Raw genomic sequence first — 2840 nt, 5'->3', positions numbered from 1 at the left:
GTGCAGCCGTTCGCCCGCCAGTACTTCAACTCGATGTACATCGCCGTGCTGGTGACCGCGGGCACCATGCTGTTCTCGTCGATGGCGGGCTACGCGTTCGCGCGCATCCGGTTCCGCGGCCAGGGCGACGACCTGGCTGCCGACGTCGCCGTGGGCGTCGAGGCTCCGGTCGTCGACCGTGACCTCCACCTCGAAGCTCCCGTGCAACGGCACGAGCAGTCGCTCGACGTCGCCGGGCTCGAGGTCCAGTCGGCGGCCGCCGAGGTCGGCGACCCGAAGCCCCGTGTGTCGCCAGCCCGGGAGCGAGCCGTCCACGAGGACGTCCCATCCGTCGCGGGCGAGGCTGCCGTCGGGGTGGAACCAGGTGCTCGCGGCTCGGCCGGTGTTCCGGTCGGGCGCGTCGGCGTCGGGGCCGGCGTCGGTCGGGTTCACGATTGCTCCTCGCTCGCGTCAGGCCTCGTGTACGAGGGCGGCGGCCGTGTCGACGGCTCGCGTCACGTCGCCGTCGGGAGGGTAGACGAGCGTGCGGCCGACGACGAGGCCTCGCACCCCGGGGAGACGGAGCGCGCCCTTCCAGCTCGCGTAGGTGGCCGCGGCATCGTCGGCGCGCTCGCCGCCGAGCAGCAGGGTGGGCAGCGTCGTGGCGGCCATGACGCGTTCCATGCCATCGACGACCGGGAGCTTCATCCAGGTGTAGGCCGAACTCGTGCCGAGTCCGGAGGCGATCGCCACGGAGGTGATGACGGCCTGGGTGGTGAGTTCGTTGACCGTGGCGCCGTCGCGGCGTGAGCTCATGAACGGCTCGATCATGATGGGCACCCCTGCCGCCGCGGCGGCTGACACGGCCGCGGCGGTCGCCGCGATCGTGGCGACGGATGCCGGATCCTGCAGGTCGATGCGCAGCAGCGACTTCGCGAAGTCGAGGCGGTCGCGCACGATGCCGTCGATGTCGTAGCCGGTGAAGCGGTCGTCGAGCTCGAAGGTGGCGCCGCGGAGCCCACCGCGGTTCATGGAGCCGACGACCACCTTGTCGTCGAGCACGCCGAGGAGCGCCAGGTCGTCGATGATGTCGGCGGTCGCGAGCACGCCGTCGACCCCCGGCCGGCTGAGCGCGAGCGCGAGGCGATCGAGCAGCTCGTAGCGGTCGGCCATGGCCATCGGGTCGTCGCCGACCCCGAGCGCGCCGCGCGCGGGGTGGTCGGCCGCGAGGATGAAGAGGCGGCCGTTGTCGCCGAGCACCAGCCGGCGCGTTCGCGCGGCGTGCGCGTCGGCGACCGCGCCCGGGTCGGTGGCGCGGCGTTCGCGCAGCTGTGCGAACCGCTCGGGCTCGATGAAGCCGGGGCCGTGGTCACGATGCGACATCTGCCGCCTCTCCGTGGAGGGTGGATGACCCGGCTCGGGTCGCATCTGCACCGGTCGCGGATGCCAGCAGCGCCTCGACCTCGGCCGTGGTCGGCATCGCGGTCGAGCACTCGCGCCGCGATGCGACGATCGCCCCGGCGACGTTCGCGAAGGCGAGGATGCGGTCGAGCGGCCAACCGGCGAGGAGCCCGTGGCACAGCGCGCCGCCGAAGCCGTCGCCCGCACCCAGTCCGTTGGCGACCTGCACCGGGAACGGCGGCGCCTCGACGACCAGGTCACGGGTCTTCGCGAGCACGCCGTCTGGGCCTCGCTTCACGATGGCGAGCTCCACTCCGCGCTCGAGGAGCGCGTCTGCGGCGCGGTGCGGGTCGGTCTCGCCGACGGCGACCTCGCACTCCTCCTGGTTGCCGACCGCGACGGTGACGGCGCCGAGCACGCGCTGGACCTCGCGGCGGGCGTCGTCAGGCGAGGCCCAGAACATCGGCCGGTAGTCGAGGTCGAGGACGGTGTGCCGTCGTCGGGAGCGAGCCTGCCACGCCGCGTGATGCGCCGAGCGGCTCGGCTCCTCGCTGAGCCCGGTGACGGTCGACCAGTACACGCCGGCGTCACGGATGGCGTCGAACGGCAGGCTCTCGGGGGTGATCTCGAGGTCAGGCGCCTTCGGCCGCCGGTAGAACGTGATGGGGAAGTGGTCGGGCGGGAAGATCTCGCAGAACGTGATCGGCGTCTGCTGCTCGGCCGACACTCCGACGAACTCCGTTCGCACCCCGAACCGGTCGAGGTCGCGCCGGATGAATCGACCGAACGCGTCGTCGCCCGTCCTGGTGATGACGGCGGAGGCCCGACCGTGCTTCGCGGCGGCGATGGCGACGTTGGTCGCGCTGCCGCCGACCGACTTGCTGAACGTCTCGACGTCTTCGAGGTGCACGCTGTCTTGCAGTGGATAGAGGTCGACGCCGACGCGCCCGATGGTGATGACGTCGAAGGGTGACGCTGCGAGTGTGGTCATACTTCGCCGTACAACTTTCTGCCGATGCTTCGCTCGTCCGCCCAGTCTACACAGAATGTCCTTACAAAGTTCAAGCGCTGATCAGCGCGTCAGCCGCCTGGGCCCGTCAGCAGGGGCGGGCCTCGCTCAGCGCGTGGGGGTGAAGTTGTGGTTGTGCCGGAACACGTTGCCCGGATCGAGCTCGGCCTTGATGCGACGCAGGCGTTCGAGCGTGCGAGGCGGGTACATCGAGGCGGTGATGGCGTCGGTGTATTCGGCGGAGAAGTTGCCGTACGTGCCGCTCGTGTACGCGAGCGCGGCGTCGCTCCCGGCCTTCGCAGCGGCGACCTGCTCGGGCGTGGCGTCGGTGTACCCACTGAAGGAGGTCGCCCATTTCCGAACTCATCGCCGACTCGTTGCTCGCCGCGCAGGAGCAGCTGTTCAAGGATCTCGCCGAGCACCAGCGCGTCGCCGGGATCACCGACGAACA

Annotated in this window: 2 protein-coding genes and 2 pseudogenes; all 4 read right to left on the bottom strand. The window is 71.0% G+C overall.

Annotation, left to right across the window (positions count from 1 at the left end):
• A pseudogene (locus tag GH736_RS24710) lies at positions 1-432 on the bottom strand (hypothetical protein); the annotation flags it as partial.
• An 18-nt stretch (positions 433-450) separates the two neighbouring features.
• Positions 451-1362 (bottom strand): Cgl0159 family (beta/alpha)8-fold protein, encoded by a 912-nt coding sequence (locus GH736_RS20520; RefSeq protein ID WP_159606623.1) that lies wholly within the window; start codon positions 1360-1362, stop codon positions 451-453.
• A complete protein-coding gene (gene iolC, locus GH736_RS20515; protein WP_159606621.1) occupies positions 1349-2371 on the bottom strand; it encodes a 5-dehydro-2-deoxygluconokinase in 1023 nt (340 codons plus the stop codon). The genes GH736_RS20520 and iolC overlap by 14 nt, the downstream gene beginning before the upstream one ends.
• A gap of 126 nt (positions 2372-2497) precedes the next feature.
• Positions 2498-2626 (bottom strand): annotated as a pseudogene (locus tag GH736_RS20510) (BBE domain-containing protein); the annotation flags it as partial.
• Positions 2627-2840: the final 214 nt, after the last annotated feature.

Source organism: Agromyces humi, from assembly GCF_009720255.1.
GTDB lineage: Bacteria > Actinomycetota > Actinomycetes > Actinomycetales > Microbacteriaceae > Agromyces > Agromyces humi.
This window is presented reverse-complemented; position numbering and strand designations above follow the sequence as displayed.